This window comes from Streptomyces sp. B1I3 (genome assembly GCF_030816615.1).
Lineage (GTDB): Bacteria > Actinomycetota > Actinomycetes > Streptomycetales > Streptomycetaceae > Streptomyces.
On the sequence record NZ_JAUSYD010000001.1, the window covers coordinates 1915005 to 1934527 of the forward strand.

At 62.1% G+C, this 19523-nt stretch carries 9 protein-coding genes and 2 pseudogenes; 8 read left to right on the forward strand and 3 right to left on the reverse strand.

Annotation, left to right across the window (positions count from 1 at the left end; all coding sequences use genetic code 11):
- Positions 1-205: 205 nt before the first annotated feature.
- A complete protein-coding gene (locus tag QFZ58_RS08770; protein ID WP_307124361.1) occupies positions 206-406 on the forward strand; it encodes a DUF4236 domain-containing protein in 201 nt (66 codons plus the stop codon).
- Positions 407-562: 156 nt separating this feature from the next.
- Entirely contained in the window at positions 563-2092 is a 1530-nt protein-coding gene (locus QFZ58_RS08775; RefSeq protein ID WP_307124362.1) for a UDP-N-acetylglucosamine 1-carboxyvinyltransferase, read from the forward strand.
- A 993-nt stretch (positions 2093-3085) separates the two neighbouring features.
- Here QFZ58_RS08775 and QFZ58_RS08780 read toward each other — a convergent pair.
- Positions 3086-3575 (reverse strand): annotated as a pseudogene (locus QFZ58_RS08780) (hypothetical protein).
- Between the two features lie 189 nt (positions 3576-3764).
- On the opposite strand from QFZ58_RS08780, the gene QFZ58_RS08785 reads away from it, so the two are divergent.
- From QFZ58_RS08785 to QFZ58_RS08810, 6 genes and pseudogenes are all read left to right on the forward strand, one after another.
- Positions 3765-6665 carry a hypothetical protein gene (locus QFZ58_RS08785; protein WP_307124363.1) on the forward strand — a complete coding sequence of 967 codons (2901 nt, stop codon included), beginning with the start codon at positions 3765-3767 and terminating at the stop codon, positions 6663-6665.
- A complete protein-coding gene (locus QFZ58_RS08790; RefSeq protein ID WP_307124364.1) occupies positions 6662-7753 on the forward strand; it encodes a hypothetical protein in 1092 nt (363 codons plus the stop codon). The genes QFZ58_RS08785 and QFZ58_RS08790 overlap by 4 nt, the downstream gene beginning before the upstream one ends.
- The gene (locus tag QFZ58_RS08795; RefSeq protein WP_307124365.1) at positions 7750-13323 is read left to right on the forward strand and encodes a DEAD/DEAH box helicase; all 5574 of its coding nucleotides are present in this window, start codon (positions 7750-7752) and stop codon (positions 13321-13323) included. The genes QFZ58_RS08790 and QFZ58_RS08795 overlap by 4 nt, the downstream gene beginning before the upstream one ends.
- Positions 13324-13662: 339 nt before the next feature.
- On the forward strand, positions 13663-14229 hold the full coding sequence (locus QFZ58_RS08800) for a DUF4365 domain-containing protein (protein ID WP_241748539.1): 567 nt from the start codon (positions 13663-13665) through the stop codon (positions 14227-14229).
- On the forward strand, positions 14226-15419 hold the full coding sequence (locus tag QFZ58_RS08805; RefSeq protein ID WP_307124366.1) for a hypothetical protein: 1194 nt from the start codon (positions 14226-14228) through the stop codon (positions 15417-15419). The genes QFZ58_RS08800 and QFZ58_RS08805 overlap by 4 nt, the downstream gene beginning before the upstream one ends.
- A gap of 311 nt (positions 15420-15730) precedes the next feature.
- Positions 15731-15856, forward strand: a pseudogene (locus tag QFZ58_RS08810) (IS5/IS1182 family transposase); the annotation flags it as partial.
- 195 nt (positions 15857-16051) lie between these two features.
- Here the strand turns inward: QFZ58_RS08810 and QFZ58_RS08815 are convergent.
- Positions 16052-18064: a Druantia anti-phage system protein DruA gene (locus QFZ58_RS08815; RefSeq protein WP_307124367.1), complete on the reverse strand. Its 2013-nt coding sequence runs from the start codon at positions 18062-18064 to the stop codon at positions 16052-16054.
- A complete protein-coding gene (locus QFZ58_RS08820) occupies positions 18025-19482 on the reverse strand; it encodes an ATP-binding protein (protein ID WP_129266099.1) in 1458 nt (485 codons plus the stop codon). The genes QFZ58_RS08815 and QFZ58_RS08820 overlap by 40 nt, the downstream gene beginning before the upstream one ends.
- Between the last annotated feature and the right edge of the window lie 41 nt (positions 19483-19523).

Genomic DNA, 19523 nt, shown 5'->3' on the forward strand with positions numbered 1-19523 from the left:
GACGGGCGGCCTCGGGCCGCGGCAGCGAGGGCCCCACCCGGTGAACGGCGTCCGCCGGGCGGGGCCACGCCGGTCCGGCGCCCGGCGGCCCTCAGGCATGAGGGGGCGACTTCGGGATATCCGTACCCGTGTGCGCACCGCTGTCCGCGCTCCCACCCGAGCTCGGTCCGCACCCTGTCCGCACTTTCCGACGGAGGAGGCAACGATGCCGCTCACCTTCCGCAAGAGCTTCCGGATCCTTCCGGGCGTCCGGCTGAACATCAACCGCCACTCATGGTCCGTCACCACGGGCGGCGAGCACGGGCCGAGGCACACGACGAGCAGCACCGGACGGCGCACCACGTCGATGGACCTGCCGGGCCCGTTCGGCTGGCGCAGGAGCACCCGGCGCCGCCGCAGCGGCTGAGGGCCCACCCGTTCGGCCGCGTCCGGCGCGCCGGACGGTCCCGCGTCCTCCCACCCTTGGGATGCGGGCCTCCCGGGGCCACAGGTGCCCGACATCCACTCGAACACCACACCCCCGGCACGACCTTCATCTCATATCTGAGATAGCGTTCCACTCATGGAAGACGACTACCTCGCACGTATCGGCAAGCTCATCCGCGACGCCCGCCAGCACCGGGGCTGGACGCAATCGCAGCTTGCCGAGGCGCTCGCCACCAGTCAGAGCGCCGTCAACCGCATCGAGCGCGGCAATCAGAACATCAGCCTTGAGATGATCGCCCGCATCGGTGAAGCCCTCGACAGCGAGATCGTGTCACTCGGCTATGCCGGGCCCATGCACCTGCGTGTCGTCGGCGGGCGCCGGCTCTCCGGCTCCATCGACGTCAAGACGAGCAAGAACGCGTGCGTGGCCCTGCTCTGCGGCTCCCTGCTCAACAAGGGCCGCACCGTGCTGCGCCGGGTGGCACGCATCGAGGAGGTCTTCCGGCTGCTGGAGGTCCTCAACTCCATCGGTGTCCGCACCCGCTGGATCAACGACGGCGTCGATCTGGAGATTCTGCCGCCCGCCGAGCTCGACCTCGAGGCCATCGACGCGGACGCCGCGCGCCGCACCCGCTCCATCATCATGTTCCTCGGCCCGCTGCTGCACCGCGTGGACCGCTTCACCCTGCCGTACGCGGGCGGTTGCGACCTCGGTACCCGGACGATCGAGCCGCACATGATCGCGCTGCGCCGCTTCGGTCTGGAGATCGCGGCGACCGACGGGCTGTACCACGCGCAGGTGGACCGGGCGATCAAACCCGGCCGCCCGATCGTCCTGACCGAGCGCGGCGACACCGTGACCGAGAACGCCCTGCTGGCCGCCGCCCGGCACGACGGCACGACCGTCATCCGCAACGCGTCCTCCAACTACATGGTCCAGGACCTGTGCTTCTTCCTGGCGGCGCTCGGCGTACGCGTCGACGGGGTGGGTACGACGACCCTCACCGTGCACGGTGTGCCCGAGATCGACGTGGACGTCGACTACTCCCCCTCCGAGGACCCGGTCGAGGCGATGAGCCTGCTGGCCGCCGCAGTGGTGACGGAGTCGGAGCTGACGATCCGCCGGGTCCCCATCGAGTTCCTGGAGATCGAGCTCGCGGTCCTGGAGGAGATGGGCGTCGACTGCGACCGCACGGCGGAGTACGCCGCCGACAACGGCCGTACCCGGCTGGTGGACCTGACCGTGCGCCCCTCCAAGCTGGAGGCGCCCATCGACAAGATCCACCCCATGCCCTTCCCCGGGCTGAACATCGACAACGTGCCGTTCTTCGCTGCCATCGCCGCCTCCGCACACGGCCAGACCCTCATCCACGACTGGGTCTACGACAACCGTGCCATCTACCTCACCGACCTCAACCGCCTCGGCGGCAGGCTCCAGCTCCTGGACCCGCACCGGGTCCTGGTCGAGGGGCCGACCCGCTGGCGCGCCGCCGAGATGATGTGCCCGCCCGCGCTCCGGCCGGCGGTGGTGGTACTGCTGGCGATGATGGCGGCCGAGGGGACATCCGTCCTGCGCAACGTGTACGTGATCAACCGCGGTTACGAGGAACTGGCCGAGCGGTTGAACTCGGTGGGTGCGCAGATCGAGATCTTCCGGGACATCTGAGGGGTAGGGTGTCGTGCCCTTAGGCGGCACGGGGCGCGACACCCCTAAATACCTGATGACCTGCGGTTATACCCTTTCTCGACCTTCCATTGATTACCGCTACTTTTCATCACCTTGTGCAACGCGTGTGCAAGATGACCTTGGATGGGTAACGATGCGTCAGGCCCGCCTGATCGCCCGTCACCCTTTACGGAGAGTGCTCACCAGAGGGGCCTCGCCATGCCCGCAACGACGCCGCCACTGGCGTTCCTTAAATTCGGAGTTCAGCCCTCGCCGCGCCCGCATCCAGCGCACCGCACGGCTACGGCCAGTCCCGGCCCGGACCTCCACGAGTACCGGCGCTCCTTCGATCATCCAGCTGACCCGCACGTCCGGGTCGGTGGTTTGCTGACCGAGGCGCTCGCCGAGAGCATCCGCGATAGCGTCCTGCCCTGCAACACGTCGAGGTGTGCAGTGAGGTATGTGCTGCCTCGCCGAGCCCCACTAGCAAGTGGTGACGAGGAACTGATAGCGGCACAGGGATGGGCGTGACAGGCTCCTTCATGGGGAACATTCACTCAGCCACCTCGGAACCCCGGGTGATATGCCCCGGCCCCCGGCGGGCTCGCGGTGAACGCCAGCGAGTGCTGATGAAAAGCCCGGAAAAGTCCCTGGGACGTCTGTTCCGAGGGCGCCCTGCGTGCGATTCACGTACCAACTGGTCGGACGGATGGGAACTCTTGCGTAGGACACCTGCCCGGCACCTGTCAGCAGCCGAGAAGAGGACACGCGCCTCGTCATCAACTGCGTCAGTCTCCGCTGCGTACCGGACAGAACGACCAATTAGAGCCACCTTCCGCATCAGTGGCTGGCACCAGACGAACTCTTTCCCACTGCTGCGCGTCGCGGGTCGATACGCCCCCTTCACGTGGCCGGATCGGCTGCCCCAGGCAGTTCATGCAGACGCCTCCCCGTCCGACTCAAGAAGTCGATCTCGCCTACCGGTGAGCTCTTTCAGAGTTGTCTCTCCAGAGTTAGGACGGCGGCAGCGATGAACGTTCATGCGGTTGGGACTACAACGGGCTCGGGGGAAGATGCGCCAGGACTTCAGCCGCGCAACGCCTCGCCCGCCGGGTGCTCGCGCTCCGGGATCGGGACAACCTGTGCATTCACGCCGGGGCGGCGGTGCTCCAGCGAGAAGTCGGCCCACCTCTTGCCGACCCGGCCGCACGCGGCAAGCGTTCCGTCGAGCGGGACGTAGTCGGGGTCGGTCTCCCGCAGGATTCTTAGCGCCCGGGTGCCCGACGGGCGCGGTGGCCTACGGCAGCGGTGACGACGGCGATCCGTGTGAGCGGTTCGTGCCGCCGAAGGTAGACCAGCGGACGAGAGCACGCTGATGGGACGGGAGCTTGCAGCGACGGTCACCCCCACGGGTGACGATGAGCACGATTACCCACTCGACCAGGACGTGAGGCAAGTCGAGTGCGGCAGGATAGGAAACCAACGAGGCTCCTGCGCAGATGAGTTGAGACGTCGAACACCTCTGCCAACGGCACAGGAGCTTCGTGCTTTGCGGAACGCCGGCCGGTCACCCGATCGGTGGGCACTCTCAAAAGTTCGACGTACGGAGTGTCGTTGGCTTGCTCCAGACTGTGTCTAGTGCAAGGCGGGACCCAGGGGAGGGAGACCGAGCATGACAAAAGCGACGCCTGGCGGTTCGATCGAAATGCTCAAGCATCTACACGAATACCTCGATGAGCATTTTCGAACCCTTCACGCACATCGCCAGGCGCTGCAGCCAGCGGCCCCCGTATTTGCTCTGGAGCATGATCTCAGCCAGAACGACCTGGATCTACTTTCAACCACGGTGCGCGGGGCCGTCACAGAAGGATTCGATATTCGGCACCGCGCTTGGTGGCTGCCCTTCGTAGTATATGCCGCCGAAATCGGATACCTCTATACCGGAGATGAGTACTGGCCCCTGTTCTCTCAAGAGACATCAGGATGGGAGCGCGGCCCACAATGGAAGACTTACGATAATCGCAGACATATTAAACAATGGTTCGAACGGTTCGCAGCCGAATATGGAGGAATCGAACCCAGGGGAGCCTTTGCCTCGAACTTCAGCATCATCGCATGGCCCATCACGCATGCCATCATGCCAGCCGATCTGCAGCGCCAAATGGCACAACTCCTTTACGAAGCGCGTGCCATACTTACGTCATCCATGCTGAATGATCCGCACAAACTGGGCTCCTGCCTGGCAGCGCGCACGGGCGGGTACAGCGACCGCTTCCAAAAGTTCTGCTCGAATCAGATCCTGCTCGGCCATATCGCCGCAGCGCTACTGTCAGGCGACGGCGAGGGATCCCCGTACCTGGTGCAATCAACGCTCGCCCGCCTGGTTGACGCCCTATCGAAGGAACACGAGTCGAGGGACTGGCTGGATCAGGCAATAAATTCTGCGCACACAGTGCGCTCTGCCGGTTTCCTTCCGGCGAATACCAGCTCAGGGAAAGAGCGCCAAGGGCAGTACACCTATACTGCATCGCATCCGCGACTTCTTTTGCAACAAGAGGGAGGCGGATGGCGTCCCTGCTTGGAGCTACCCGACCTCACGACTCTACAAGCGGAAAATGACCAGATAAGCGAGGAGCTGCGGAGACTACGCCCGAAGATTGAAGGACGCCGTCAGCCACTTCCTCGCGGAAAGCTCTTGTACCCAGGCAGAGTGCTGCTCACCGCGTGGCCCCGGCCAGGCACCCCCATTATCCAATTGGAGCAGGGATCCAGGCATGTCAATGAGTTGATAGCCGAACGTTGCGCCATCACTAAGGGACCATGGTGGCTCTTCCGGAAACAGCCCGGCGGACTAGCTGTCGAAATAAAGGGCGGCTTCGTCCGGCCAGGTCATGAATACTGCTTGGTCGGCCGCACCGGCATTTCTCCTCCGGCACTTCCGTGGATATCTCCATCCGCTGTCCACGCCGATGAAGTGAACGCTTTCGATGTGAAGGTGCCCCAAACCCTCAATGACGTGGAGATAGCCCAGCTTGCGGCAACCGGGCTGTCGGTGGTGTCGAACGTTTCCATCCACCCTGTAGGTGTTGTTCCAGCTTCGTGGGATGGCGACGGATCCGCCGAGTGGATGGCTGGGGATCCAGTACTTCTAGCGGTGACGTCCACTCATTTGACAGAGAGATGCTCAGTTCGAGTAGACGGCGGTTCACCCTTTCCGCTCGAATGGCCAAAAGGCAGTCAGTCACTGATTTTCGCTCTAGAGGGACTCTCCGTAGGTACACACGAGGTGCACGTTGCACTACTGTCCGGAGATGCAGGCGGGTCATTCGCAAGCGGGTCACTTGCTGTCACCATTCGCGATCCTCATTCGAACTTGGAAGACCAAACAGAGGGATCAGGCATCCGCCTGTATGCCACTCCAGCCCGCCCAAAACTAACCGAGATATGGGATGGCCGGGCAAGTCTATCGGCAGACGGCCCAGCCGGCACTAAGGCCGAGCTGACTGTCGTACTGCGTGACGACGCCGGTAAGGAACTAATGCACCTGCGCCATACTATTTCGTTCCCTTTCACCGACAGTGCGTGGACGAAACTGGCGGCTCAGGAATTCCGCACGGGGAAAGGGAAACTGCAAAGCGTCTATAGTGTCGCTGAGTCATGTGAAGTATCAGTCTCCCGAAGCGGGGTAGGCTTCGCGTCCCTTGTATGCGAACGCGGATTTTACCCCCTTCGTTGGGTACCAACAAAGCAGCGCAATGACAGGCACACAGTACGCTTGATTGACCGTACAGGCCGTAATGAAACGCAAGTACTCCTATATTCTGTGGAGAATCCGCTGGTCGGCGAGCAGAGAGATGTCTGGAAACCGGTTGACGTCCCCGTAGGTGGCGGCATGCTCCGAGCCGTTTCCAACAATGCGACCGCAGCCATCATCCTGCCACCTGACCCCAATTGGCTGCGCCAGAGAGCGGGTACTCAGCCAATTATCCGCTGCACAGGCGCCCCACTGCCAGAAGCGCTCAAACTGATACGTAATTACCATTATTGGCAGGACGCCGACCTGTCGGCCGATCCCTTCTCCCACCATCAGCGAAAACTGGTGCTCGACGCGATCACAACGGCCCTCGCGTCACTCATGGCCGGGAGTAGATGGGCCAACTTCGAACGCCGACGAGGTTGCCTCAGTGCGCCGAGGAGACCGGACACGCTGGATGAGATGCAACAGCTTGTAGGAGATTCGCAGGCACAGCGTGATGTGGCTCGTTACATCGCCAGACATCTCTGGCAGTGGTCGAAGTCCCTGTCTGCATTGCGGGAAGGTTTGGGCGAGGCAATCGCCCCCATTACCGCTAGCACTGGTATCGGGAACCCGCGTGACGCAGCGGACTTTCTACTGCTTCTTGCAAGCCGACCCGGCTCCCTGGACGGTGGGGACAGCACCGAGCTCGACAGGATGCTGAAATGCGTGCTGGTGTCCCCCGTACTTATCCGAGCGGCTCGATTCGCAATCTTGGGTATTGAGGACCTTCATGAGGGCTCAGAACGTTCGACGATGATGGGAGGTTTCCAGTGAAGGTAACAGTGCTCGGAAAACAGGAGGCCGCAGAACTCACAGTTCGTTCACTCTGGCTGGATGAGACAACAACTGACGCGTTTTCTGCAGAGGCGCTCTCCGCTCTGCTTCGCCGTGCGGCGTCCTTTCTTTGCCCGGCACCTCCGCGCCGACTCGTAGACGCAGTTCTTGAGGCTCTCAGCCCACTGGACGAAGCATCCCTGGTTACACGACAACAGGTAGCGACGTACCTGGACCTCTTGGTTTCGATCGGTGACCTGATCGAGCTTCCTGCTCAACCGGATCACATAAGCCGGCAGATATACCTGGCCCCACCCTCATCCGTGGAGAAGGCCCCCGGACAATATCTATTGCTCGGTGTGCGGCCCAATGGCAAACCGATTGTAAATGAGTCGCTGAGCGCAGGAGTGCAGAACGAAGGTCACACCCGGTCCCTCAATCTCGACGCACAGCTCGCTCCGGCCCGCCTGCGTGCCGCCGGCCTGCACGTTCTGCCTCGCGATCACTGGCTTAATCGACCTAGGGTCGAGCAGGCAGCTGCGGTGGTCGACGTGATGCGTCAGCGCCTGGACCGAGTCGGCGAGTCCGGCCAGATCGGCGGTCTCACGATTCTCGACCCAACGGCATCAGTCCATTACTACCGAGGCCGCTGGCGGCCGCTCGGACCCCGTGACTCAGGAGACTTCGTTGCCCGTCGGCCGCAAGCTTACGGTGCCGACTTGTGGTGCTTCGTGCGTGCAGAACATGGGTTCCCTCGCGCACTGGTGGACCTTCCGGCTGATGACCTCACCGCGGCAGGCTGCGACGAGGCCTGGCGCACCCAGGCGGCCATCGACGCCCTGGCAGGCACACCGCAAGCCATGCGAGTAGGCCCCGCGTCCGGTGCCCCGGGCGAGAGACGGCTGGATCTATTCAGCCCCGTCCCCAGGTGGGCACAGCGCAACCTCGAGCTGGTGGGGATCCCCATCTCACGGGTAAAGGGTGCGCTCATCTCTTACCGAGTACCGAAGTTGGCGGTTGACAACTTGTCGGCGTTCTTCGCTGACATGCTATGGATGCATGTCAGCGAAGAGGGAGGGGTGGCGTGACAGTGGAAGCGCCAACGATCGCAGAGACGATCAGCAAGATCCAGACGGCCCTGCGGGACTACATCGAAGCGACATATCACATCGGGCATCGCACCGTGCTCGACCAGCGTCGTGCACTGCTCAAGCAAGAGGGAGTGCTGTCCCAAGCTCCCTTCATCGAAAGCACTCCTCGGTACCAAACCGACCGCCACTTCGATGACCTGGACCTCGACGACACCGTGCGGGAGCTCCTCGGCGCTCTGTCGACGGATACGGCCGATTCGAAGCGCCTGCTGTACGACCCGCCCTACACCCACCAGGCTGAGGCACTCGAGTGGACTGCACGCGATGGCCGGAGCCTAGCCATCACAACCGGCACAGGTTCAGGGAAGACCGAGTCGTTCCTCCTGCCGATGCTGGCCAAACTCGCAGCAGAGGCCGCACACAAGCCGGAGTCCTTCAAGGTCCCGGCTGTCAGGTCTCTGATCCTCTACCCGATGAATGCGCTAGTGAACGACCAGTTGGGCCGTCTTCGGCTCCTGCTGAGCGATCCTCGTGTCACTGCCAGGTTCAACGAGTGGGCCGGCCGCCCGGCGCGCTTCGCCCGCTACACCAGCCGGACGCTGTATCCCGGCGTACGCAACGTCAAGAAGGACAAGGAGCGTCTTCACGCCATCGAGGACTTCTACATCAACCTGATCGATTTGGCGAACGATGACTCCTCGCCGCAGCGCGATGAAGCAGATGCTCTCGTCAAGGAACTTAAGTCACGTGGGAAGTGGCCGGCTAAGCCGGATTTGAAGGCGTGGTACGGCAAGAGCGGTGCCCGGTGGCAGAACAAGGCCGGTGAGTTCATCCGTGCCATCACCCGCCCCGAAGATCCGGAGCTACTTACCCGCCACGAGGTGCTGGCGGAGCCCCCAGACGTTCTGATCACTAACTACTCGATGCTCGAGTACATGATGATGCGTCCGCTCGAGCGGCCGGTCTTTGATGCAACGCGGGACTGGTTGGCGAAAAATCCCGACGAGAAGTTTCTTCTGATCATCGATGAAGCTCACATGTACCGGGGAGCCGCTGGCGCCGAGGTGGCGCTCCTCCTTCGTCGTCTACGCGCGAGGCTCGGTATCCCGGCGAGCCAGTTGCAGGTGATCTGCACAAGTGCCAGCTTCACGACCCCCCAGTATGCGCGCCAGTTCGCCGCGCAGTTGAGCGGCAAGTCCGAGGCCGGCTTCAAGAGCGTGGAAGGCAAGCTGTCCCTTCGCCCGGGCGCCAGCGCAGGCAGCCTACAGGACGCACAGGCTCTGGCCGCCGTACCGATGCACGAGTTCTATGAAGGTGCTGGGGACGAGGCCCGCATCGCTGCGGTTCAATCCCTGCTGGACTACTGCGGAGTGAGCCCAAGACAGGCTGTCCCGGTCGGCGAACTGCTACACGAAGCGCTCGACGCCTTCGGACCGATGGGTCTCCTCGTCAACGAGACTATGAAGCAGGCTCAGCCCGTCAGTGACTTGGGCACCTTCATCTTCCCGGGTGTGGACCAGAAGCTCGCGGATGAAGCCGTTTCTGCTCTGGTCGCGCTCGGTAGTGCAGCCCGGCGGTCGGCGGATGGTGCGGGGCTGCTGCCGTGCCGTGTGCATGCGTTCTTCCGTGGGCTGCCCGGGTTGTGGGCATGTCTCGACCCCGAATGCCCGGAGGTCGACCGGGCGGCTTACCCGGAGCCGGGGCCGGTGGGCCAGCTTTATGCCCAGCCCCGAGCGACCTGTGACTGCGGCGCCAGGGTCTTTGAGCTGTACACATGCCGGCATTGCGGCTCCTCCTATGCACGAGCGTATACCGACGACCTCTCCAACCCGTCTCACCTGTGGAATGAGCCGGGAGGGGCCTTCCAGTCCGCGTCCGGCTCCATTCCCGAACTTCAGCCCCTGGACCTTCTCCTGGAGGAACCGTACGAGAAGAACGTCGAGATCGCCGACCTCGACCTGGTCACCGGCAGGCTCAACCCGGATAAGGTAATCGATCGCCGGGTCCGAAGCGTTTTCCTTCCTCGTCTTCGGAGCGGGGAAGTAATCAAGGGCGAAGAGGACGGCGACGAGACCGAAGCGGACGGCGAGTTCAAGCCCTGCGGTGTCTGCGGTCAGCGCGCCGGCTACGGCCGCTCGTCAGTGCAAGATCACCAGACGAAGGGTGACCAACCGTTCCAAGCCTTGGTGACCCGGCAGCTTGAGGTGCAGCCACCCGGCGCGCAACCAAAAACCGACTTCGCACCGTTGCGTGGGCGTAAGGTGCTCGCTTTCTCCGACTCCCGGCAGGTTGCCGCCAGGCTCGCTCCAAACCTACAGAGCTATTCCATGCGCGACGCCATGCGACCCCTGATTCTGCGCGGGTGGCAAGAGCTGGAGAATACAACGCTCGAGCCCATGCTGTCCCTGAACCAACTGTATTTGGCAGCCATGGTTGGATCTCGCCAGCTTTCGGTCCGGCTTCGCCCTGAACTTCGCCCCTCTGAGTCACTTCACGTACTGGACCGAGTTGAAACAGCTATCGAGAAGGGCGCGCTTGCAGGAAACTTCGGCGAGCTAATGCAGTTGTTCGGCATCACCGACTCGCCACCGCATGCGCTGATGCGGACGATGTACACGACACTCACTGACAAATACTTCGGGCTTGCATCCCTCGGCCTCGCATCCCTACGCGAGCCGCGAGTCAGGACTGCCGATCTGCTCTCGCTGCTCCCCGACATCGAGGGTGTCGCCACAAGTGACGAGTCCAAGCTGGCTCTCATGCGGATGTGGCTCATGCAGTGGACTACGCCCGGCATCTGGTTCCCGTCGATGACTGATGGAGACTGGTGGATGACGGACGGCGGCGTTCGTCCGCACACAGGGAAGTTCAACACGATTAGCCAGTGGCTCGAAACTAAGGCAGCGAAGAAACAGTTCAGCGACACATGGCTGCCAGCACTGCTTCAAGAATTCTGCGATGCTGTGGCTGGGAAGTTCCGCCTGCCGGCCTCAAAGGTGTACCTGGATCTCGAAACGACTTGGGGCTATTGTGAGCGCTGTCGTTTTACTCAGCGGCCGTTCCCTGGTTCTTCTCGGTGCGTCAACTGCCGAGACGAGAAAGTTCGTGTCCTAGACCCTGATACGGACCCGGTCTTCCAAGCCCGCAAGGGGTACTACCGCGCCAGCGCCGCACGGGCTCTGCGGGACTCTTCCGAGCCTCCGATGAGCATCATCGCTGCCGAGCATACGGCGCAGCTCAATGCCGCGGCTCAGTCAGACGCCGTCTTCTCCAAGGCAGAAGAGCATGAGCTGCTTTTCCAGGACGTCGACCTCGGTTTGCCCGGATCCGGAGACCGGAAAAAACCCGCCGCCATCGATGTCCTGTCGTGCACGACCACTATGGAAGTAGGCATCGACATCGGGAACCTGTCCGGTGTCGCCCTGCGCAACATGCCACCCTCGCGGGCTAACTATCAGCAACGCGCAGGGCGAGCTGGTCGGCGGGGCAACGCAGTCGCCACCGTGCTGGCCTTTGGCAGTGCCGACACCCACGATGATCATTATTTCCGCCAGCCGGAACTGATGATCCGCGGTGAGGTTGACGACCCGGTACTGACGATGGACAACGACGAGATCACACGCCGTCACGTGATCGCGTATCTACTGCAGCGTTACCACCAGGATCGCCTTCCTGACATCGCCCCAGACGCGCAGCCGCAGCTTTTCGAGGTACTGGGAACGATTGCGGAGTTCACCGGATCATCCTCTCCACTGAACAGGGTCGACCTGGAAGAATGGCTGCGGGTCAATGAGACGACTCTTCGCCAAGACATTGCGGCATGGCTTCCCGATGAGCTCGGCCAAGAAGGCCTCCGATCCGTCCTCGAGGACTTCGTCACAAGGACACTCGGCGAGATCGACAAGGCTCTTGATCTCGATGCCAGCGGACACCCCGTGACTGCTTCCACGAGTGACACATCATCGGAGTCTGACAAGGAGGATACGGAAGATCCGAGCGAGGGTGCGGAGGCGCCGGATGCCCGGCGGACCCAAAAGAACCTGCTCGATCGACTCCTGTACAAGGGAGTGCTACCGCGTTACGCGTTCCCGACGGATGTCGTTTCATTCCACGTTTTCGATCTCGATCGATCTACTCGCTTCAGGCCTGAGTTCCACTACGCGCCCAGTCAGGGTCTTGCGGTAGCACTCAGCCAGTACGCCCCGGGCAAGGTGGTGTGGATCGACAACAAGGAGTGGACCTCCGAGGCGATCTATGCACCAGTCCAGGAGACGCGCCACCAAGCTTGGAAGGAAAGGCTGCTCTACTTCGAGTGCCAAGTGTGCCATTACGCGAACTACTACTCATACGGCGAGGCCGCGCCCGGGGATGAACGTGACTGTCCGGCCTGTCGAGCCGATGGAAAGTTCGGTAAGGCCAAAAACTGGATGCGCCCGCCAGGATTCGCGCACCCGGCCAGGAAGGACCCCGGCACCAGTGCAGACAAGGCGCCGGCCCGCAGTTACGCCACGCGAGCCAAGCTCATGGCGTCCGGACCGACCGAGGAAAGCGCCTGGCAGCGCGTCACAGACACGGACCGGCTAGAGCAGACCTATCACCGCGAGACGCTGCTAGTTACGAACACCGGTCCCCGCAACGAGGGGTACACCTACTGCACGCTGTGCGGTCTCATCGAGCCGACAGCGTCGGCCACAGGCGTGGTCAATGGGACACACAAGAAGCCCTACCCCGACGATAAGGAGCCGAACTGTCCCGGGTCGCGTTCGACCCGCGGTCTGGTGCTGGGTACGGACTTCATCTCCGACGTGCTCCTGGTGCGTCTGAAGGTGGATGCGCCCATCACCCTCGATCCGGCCTACCTATCGACGCACATCGCGCTGCGCACAATTGCTGAGGCCCTGACGATTGCTGCGACACGGAAGCTCGGCATCGAGACCTCGGAGTTGCAAGCGGAATACCGTCCTGCACTGACGCCCCTTGGCGGTGAAGGTCGGGAAGCCGACATCTACATGTACGACACCCTCGCTGGCGGTGCCGGCTTCACTCGCCGGGTCAACGACCACGGTGTGGAAATCTTCAGGCGGACGCTGGAACTTCTCGAAGACTGCCCAGCCAACTGCGATGAGTCCTGCTATCGCTGTCTGCGCAGCTTCCGCAACCGGTTCGAACACAACCTCCTTGATCGCCACGTCGGGGCCAGTCTCCTGCGCTACCTGATGAACGACACGCCACCGGCTCTTGCCGAGGCACGGCTTGCCCGCTCGGCCGACATCCTCTTCGAGGATCTGGACAGCCGAGAGCTCGGTATCTCGTTCGAGAGAGGTGCCAAAATCGACGTGGAGGGCGTAGGGCCGGTCACCGCTCCGATTCTGGCAAGGCAGGGTGGCCGCGAATGGATCATCGGTGTACACAGCCCGCTAACACCGGGCGTAGCACCGAACGAGCAACTGCGGCGTGTCCACGACAGTGCCAAGCGAAGCGGCGTTTCGGTTCACCTGGTCGACGACCTGGTGATTTCCCAGAACCTGCCGTTCGCGACGCAGACTGTTCTGCAGGCTCTGGCATGAGCCAGAACAGGATTCGATGCACCGTAAGCGGTCAGGTACACGGGGCGATTCTGTAAGCACTGGTCGATTAGATCGACTGGCACAGAATTCCAGGTCTGGCCAAGTTAGTTCCCCTTATCTTCTCCTGCTCGCAAGTTAAGGGAAGGCACCCGATGGGGCGACGGCCCGCGTATCGCTACGTGGGCCGTCGCCCGCTGCTGGAACCATGGCGGCACCTAGCGACGCCCCGCAAAACGAAAGGTGTAATTAGCACGGACTAGAACCCAAATAATCCCGCACGTCACTCTCTTGCTCGAGACTAGTTCCGGCAAACGATTAAGTCATACCCAGTGGGGAACTGTGGCCGAAGACAGCACTGAGGAAAAGATGGGCGAGCATGACTTGGCAGAGGGCCAGGTTCCCATCACCGCACTACAGGAACACTTCAGCGTGTCGTACACGCGAATGATCGCCTACGCGGTGGGATGCTCCATAAAAACTCACGAGACCGATTACGAGGGCGTTGATATCACGGTCGTTTCTTCGACAGAGTATCACGGCTACTATGGACCGCAATTCGAGCTTCAGCTGAAGTGCACCTACCAAGAGAGCCTACTTAAAGATGACAGCATGACGTGGAAGATGAAGGCAAAGCCGTTCCGGAAGCTAACTCGCACGAAGCGATTCATTCCCGCCTACCTTGGCGTGCTTCTCATCCCGCGCGAGCCAGAGCCGTGGCTGCACACGAATGAATACGGCCTGTACACACGAAGCCGTATGTTTTGGGAGTCCGCGGATAACCTGAGACACGACGGCCCGATCGGTGAGCACCACACGGTTCATCTACCTCGTCAGAACCTCTTCACGGGGGAACAACTTCTAGGCATCATGAAGTCGATCGGCGAAGCAGAGAGGGGCCTGAGGTGAACCGATCCGCGTTTAACAGCTACCGTGAGATTGCATCCACGCTGACCCCTTCCGCGGTCTCCCAGTTTCTGGCTTATCACGACTGGGAACTGGAACAGAAGCAGCCAGAAGTTCGCGAGGTATGGCGCTACCGGTCAACCTCGTTGGCCACCGCGCCGCGTGTCATGGTTCCACTAGCCACAGATTTCGCCGACTTCACACCGCGCTTCGTGGACGCGTTGGAGTCGCTTGGCCATATTCACGACTGGGACGCCGAACAACTACTAGACCGCATCATTGCCACACGTGCGGACCTATTCTTCGTGCGTCTCGATCAGAAAATGATCGATGGTACGATTCCTTTTCAGCAGGCTGAAAAGACGATGCAAGCGATTCTCAAGTTGATGAAGTCAGCTGCAACTACAGCCGCTGACCCACACCATCCACATAAGGGCAGGAGGCCGGCTCCGGTTAACGAGTATATGGAAGAGGATGTAAGGCTGGGACACACAAAGCGCGGCAGCTTTGTATTTACCGTGGTGTCCCGTCTAGGCGAAACTGATCCGCAGTCAATCGATGGCCAAGAGCAACCCGCTATGGTTTTCCCGCGGCACGTCATGGAAACTCTGGCCAGAGGACTTGAGAGCACGAAACGGCTGACACAATCCTGGGACCAGGAGGCACTTTCATCTCCGAGCAGCCTGGGCCTTAGTGCGGGGCTAGTGGAGTCGCTCGAAGAAATGTCTCAGCCACAGCACCTCCGCACGCTCGACTTCTCCTTCGAATGGGCAGCGGCTGAACGAAGGCCAGACGTCGGCCTAGCGACAATTACGCTGGACCGAGACACGATTGGTGAGCTTCCGCGGGTCCGGGAACAACTCGTACGTAGGGAAGAGCCCGTACGGCGCGAAAGGCTCGCCGGTCTCGTTAAATCGCTCATACGGGATGACTCGATGCCCGATAGCGAAGAGGCAGGGACAGCTATTATCGCGGCGGAGGTGAACCGAAAGACCTTGCGAGTTCATGTTCCGCTAACGGGGGAGGACCACAACTGGGCAATCATGGCCTATGAGCGTCAACTTCCCTTCACCGTGACAGGAGACCTGACCTACGAACGCCGTGCTTGGCGCCTGACCGGCCGCATCGAGGTCGATCCGAGCTTCCTGCGCCACCTTTCGGGCATGGACAATCCCGACTCGGGGAGGTCCTGAGGGAGGTCATGTACGAACTCGTTGCGGGCGCATGCCGGCCATTCCGACTTCCGTCCTGAGTGGCTGCCGATCGAGCACAAGCGAGAGGTGGCCGACAAGTTCTAGCCCTGCGTGCACAGGGGCAGCATTTACAGGCGGGGCCGCGCCGTTTGAGGCTGAAACCTTACAAGGGCCCGTCAAAGCGCTTCCAGCGTGGGCACTGATCGGGTGACGTCCGTGTGATGGGACGGGACCGCAACGCTCGAGGCTTCCGTCCCATCAAGGAGTGTGCTCGACGCCTCAACTTAGGAGCAGGAGCCTTCTGTTGGACCCTGGCCCCTGCCGTTCGCGACCTCCCGCACACGCTGGTCAAGTCGGTCACGATGCTCATCGTTACCCGCGAAGCTGACCGGCGGTCCAAACTCCCGCCACACCAGCATGTGCTCGCCACACCCGTATAACCGCCTCACCGTGGCACTCCCGCCGTCATCGCGGTCGGCCACGGGAGACCCCTGCTGGAGTCCACCGGGTCGACCATGAGGCAAGCGACCACCGTGCCGTTGATCTCATCACAGCCGTGCTGCGCTGACGTACCTGACGCTCTACGGCGCGCAGGACATGACCGCGCCCTCGCCCAAGAGGAGCGGCCCCCGCTACGTGAAGATGGGCAACATCTCCTGGTCGTTTGGAAGCGTCTCGTTTCCGGCGGGCAACGGTACCCGGGCACCATGCCGGACTGGCCGGACCAGGCTGTGGGTGCGCATGGACTCAAGGACGTCCTGGCGTGCCACCCTCCGCCGGCACCAGCGTTCGAACCACCAGTCGGCAATCCTGGCGTCTGCCTCAGGCAGTTCGGGATTAAGTAGGTACTCCGGTTTCTCGTCGATGCCGAGTGAGTAGTCCCGCAGGTTTTCGACCAACGGAACGCCGTAGAGGATACGTTCACGTCCGTGCCTGAGAAGGTCGTTGGCGGGCCACCCAAGTGCGGCGATTCCTAGCCTTACTTTACGCAGACGGGGGCTGACGCCTTCACCGAACAGATTGTTGACTCGTACGAGCGATCCGCGCAGGGCTGAGAGCCGGACAAGTGCTTCGACGGTCTCACTGGAGAAATGGGAGGTTCCAAAGGAGCGCGACCGCCCAAGTTCATGGAATCCCATCCGGTTTTCCCTCCTTCCTCCCATAACCTCGGCGGGCCAAAACAACCGGTTGTACTGGCTCGAACCAGTACCGTAGAGCGAGGTGGTTCCGATGAAGGAGAGGCGCGGCTCGCGCAGGATCGGACGGCCAGCCATCGCGGAGGCGATTTCACTGGGGCGTGCGTACTTGCTGCGGTAAGCAGCCAGCACTGTCGGTGAGACGGCTAGGGCCCCTACTAGCTTGCCCGCCACCAGCGCGTTATAGGGTGCTACGGCTCCACAGACGGTGAGGTCGGCGATCACGGTGCCGACCCGCTCTCCTCGTGTACGGCGGATCACACGGCGCATCTGTGCCCGCGCCTTCGAGTCCGAGAAGGCTTTGGCAAGTCCTTCGGCTGTGGGGGGAGAGAGGTACGCCCCAAGGAGGGTGACGACCTCCAAGGTCTCGGCGAGCGCTGCTGCTCGCTTACTGCGAAAGAGGTCCGTTGTGGCCCTATCCACCCACGCATCACGCTCTATGTTGCGGACCTCGCGAATAGTGCTGGCCTGGTGATGCCGCTGACGATGCCGTTCTGCGTCAGCCCGCAGTTGGCCGATCACTTCCGAGGTGGGCGCCGCTAGGTCGGTCGGCTGAAGGACCCCGTCACGGAGGAGATCGTCAACGTAGATCTCTTCCTGCTGAGTCTTGATTCGTCGGGCAAGCCAGCGAGCGATATCGGCAGTCGGTGCCGCCCGCACGTGCTCGAGAAATTGGTCTGTTTCCCAGCCCATCCAGTGGTCGCGCTCGGCAATCTGGACAACCGGACTGGAGATGGCCGCCAGTCCAATGACAGCGTGGTACTCAGTGGCTGCGTCCCGGATCAGGATTGGCATTGAACGGCCAGGCACGGTTGCATAAGCGTTGGACCAAGTGTGACGGAAGTATCGCCAGATGTCGTGCAGCTTGAAGCCTGTCAGCTCGCAGGTCGAGGAGTCGACGATCTGAACGTACGGGCTGATGACCTCCGTGGTCACGCCAGCACTCTGCAGTGCGTCCGCCAGCTCCCGGCCGTCGCGCATCAGGTCGAAGATGGAGATCAGCCGGTCGCCGTGCTGGTGCGTGCGCTCCATCCTCTCGACGAAGCGCCGAACGCTGCTCTGCCTAAGCTGCTCATCTCGACGCAGATGCTCCTGCCGTTGGACACGGGCTTTCTCTGTCTCCCGGTCGCCGCTCGCCAGCGGGGGTGTGAACACGGGCCCGGGCTTGGCGGCCTGAATTGTCCAGCCTTGATCTACCAGATCGATGGCCGTGTAAGCAGCTGCCGCGAGCAGCGGCTGCTCATACAGGTTTTTGATCTTGGCTGCCTGGATCCAGTGATCGCGGCTGTTCACCCCCATGGATTCAAGCGGAGCGCTCGCCAGCAGTGTGCAGAGGCGAGCGAACGCCTGCGTCTCCTGGCGGGAGGCGTCGGCGGGGAGGCTGAGGGTGACGGGCTTGGCCTCTTCTTTCATGACTTCTGGAGCATCCGTCCGTAGGTTTTGCTCCATAGTCTCAGGAGGTCGTCACAGTCGTGACCATCGCTGACCAGGAGGGTCGTGGTGCGGGCGAAGGACAGGAGGAACAGTTCGAGTGCCGTGCGCAGATCTTTCCCTGCCTCGTCACTCAGCGCCTGCAGAGGACGGTACAATGCCGCGAAAGCCGGATGATCAATATTGAGCGTGACATCGAGCGTGCGCCGCTTCAGGGCCGAGGTGAACATCGTCTCGATCGGCAGTTGCTCGGACCCGATCCTGTAGCTCAGGGCGCCCGACCCCTTGCCGGTCGACCGGATCACGGGCAGGTCCGCGTCCGCGGCCTCCGCTATGCGGCAGGACGTCTCTGTTGCCGCCTGGAACTTCACCTCCTCGAAGGCCTGACGTACGCGCGCATTCAACAGCCGGGCGATCGATTCCAGCTCCGGCCCCAGGGCCTCCTGAAGTTCTTGAGACGGCCGGATCCCCTGCTTGTTTACCGTGATTCCAAAGTGCTCATCGAGGACAGGGTCGAAGTCGATCTCACATCGCCACCAGTCGTCGTAGTTTTCCTTGCGCTTCGCCCCCATGAGATGCCAGCCACTCGCGATCTCTCGGCCGGCACGCAGGATGGAGACGCCTGCCCCGCCGACGATGCCCATGCGTCGTTTGGTCACGTTGTCTAGGTGATGCCAGTGCTGAACCGGCAGCATCACAAACCGGACGGAGACGAAGGCCGTCTTGCCCGCTGAGGTGGCAAGTTCGTACCGGATCGGCTCGAAGGCCAGCCGCGCGCTGCGGCCCTCGACTTTGGTCGTGAGGAGCGTGGGATCGATTGGGTCGACACGCTTCCCATTGATGGTCAAGGTCAGTCCGCCGCTGCTTAGGAAGCGGCGGTACAGACGTCCGAGGTCACGACGCAAGGCCCGCTCAAGCCAGGCGAGGCGCCGATACTCGATGCGGTCGCAGTTCAGCCAGACCACCCGGCACCCCGAGCCCACAGTACTGCCAGATAGGCGACGGGCACGAAGATCGACTGGGGCACCAGCAACGACCGCGTCAACATCCAAAAAGACCTGATATGCACTGCGGTTGTTCTGCCAGGCCGTTACCTCGATCCGTCGAGCTTGGCTCAGCGATGCGGCGGGCAGCCCCATGCCGAACCGCCCGAACGACCGTCGCTCGTCGAAGCGTGACGAACCACCGAAGCGGAGACACGCCTCGATCTCGGAACGCGACATCCCGCGGCCGTTATCCTCGACACAGATCTCCGGATCACCGTCCGCCTTGGCTCGGACAACCGTGATCGCGACCTCGGTCGCTTCAGCTTGGAGGGAGTTGTCGACGAGTTCCGCCAGGGCGGTCGAGAGGCTGACGTAGCCTGACTCCCGAATCGCACGGATGAAGTTGGAGGAGACCAGGAGGTCGTCCTTCCGGTGCGTCTGCTGGCCCATCGCCACTCCCATGACTTGCTCAAATGCCTGCACTGAGAGTA

Excerpts from the sequence above, each read along its gene's own strand:
- QFZ58_RS08770 (WP_307124361.1), top strand. The coding sequence starts at position 206 with ATGCCGCTCACCTTCCGCAAGAGCTTCCGGATCCTTCCGGGCGTCCGG.
- QFZ58_RS08775 (WP_307124362.1), top strand. The coding sequence starts at position 563 with ATGGAAGACGACTACCTCGCACGTATCGGCAAGCTCATCCGCGACGCC.
- QFZ58_RS08785 (WP_307124363.1), top strand. The coding sequence starts at position 3,765 with ATGACAAAAGCGACGCCTGGCGGTTCGATCGAAATGCTCAAGCATCTA.
- QFZ58_RS08815 (WP_307124367.1), bottom strand. The coding sequence starts at position 18,064 with ATGGAGCAAAACCTACGGACGGATGCTCCAGAAGTCATGAAAGAAGAG.
- QFZ58_RS08820 (WP_129266099.1), bottom strand. The coding sequence starts at position 19,482 with ATGGGCCAGCAGACGCACCGGAAGGACGACCTCCTGGTCTCCTCCAAC.